This is a genomic window from Caulobacter sp. P1_B12_2 (assembly GCF_056406675.1).
Map to the genome: position 1 here is coordinate 1 of NZ_JBFTZS010000785.1, position 1014 is coordinate 1014.

Sequence of the window (1014 nt, forward strand, 5' to 3'; positions counted from 1 at the left end):
AGCCCAAGCCGGTCGAGGAGGTCGAGGCCGCGCCCGCCGCCGACGCCCCGATCGTCGAGGCCCCGCCTGTCGCGACCGAACCCGAGAAGAAGCCGGAACCCCCGCCGCAAGCGCCGCCGCAGCGGATCGAGGACCTGTACTAGGGGCGACGAAAACCTTCGAATTCAACAGCTAAACTGTGGCTGTCATCCCGGAAACGGCGCAGCCGTTATCCGGGACCGCCGCAAGCGCGGCGCTCAGGCGTCGGTCCCGGATCGGCGCGCTTCGCGCTTGTCCGGGATGACAGCGTATTGATGCAAGCGAACGCTTCATGCCCATTTCCCTTTCCCATCGCCCCCCTCGCCGCGTTAGACGAGGAGCATGGCTAAACCGCGCTCGCCCAAATCTTCGAAATTCCCCGCCGCCTCCAAAGGCGTGAAGGCTCCCAAGCCGCCCGCCGGCCTGCCTGATCGCGAGACGCTGATCGCCTTCCTGAGAGACGCCGGCGAGAGCGGCAAGGCCGACATCGCCCGTCACTTCGGCCTCAAGGGCGCCGACCGCCGCGCCCTGCGCGAGATGCTGCGCGCCCTGGAAGCTGACGGCAGCCTGGGCAAGCGCGGGCGGCGCGGCTTCGCCGAGGCCGGCGCCCTGCCCCCCGTGGGCGTGGTCGACGTGGTGGAGCGCGACGCCGACGGCGATCTCTATGTGCGCCTGACCAAGGGCGGCGAGGACCTGCCCCAGGTGCGCCTGGCGCCCGGCAAGGACGACGCCGCGGCCGGCGGCGTGCCGGGCATGGGCGACCGCCTGCTGGTCCGCTTCGAGCAACTGGAGAGCGGCGAGACCGAGGCCCGGCTGATCAAGCGCCTGGGCCAGAGCGCTCACAAGGTGCTGGGCGTCATTCGCAAGCACCGCCGCGAGACGCGCGTCGAGCCGGTCGACCGCAAGTCCAAGGAAAGCCTGCTGCTGAACGAGCAGGAGGCCAAGGATCTGAAGGACGGCGACCTGGTGCTGGCCCAGGTGGGCACGGCCTCGGGC

At 70.4% G+C, this 1014-nt stretch carries 1 pseudogene; it reads left to right on the forward strand.

What is annotated here, in order from left to right:
* Positions 1 to 360 precede the first annotated feature (360 nt).
* Positions 361 to 1014, forward strand: a pseudogene (locus AC1DZ6_RS25750) (ribonuclease R); the annotation flags it as partial.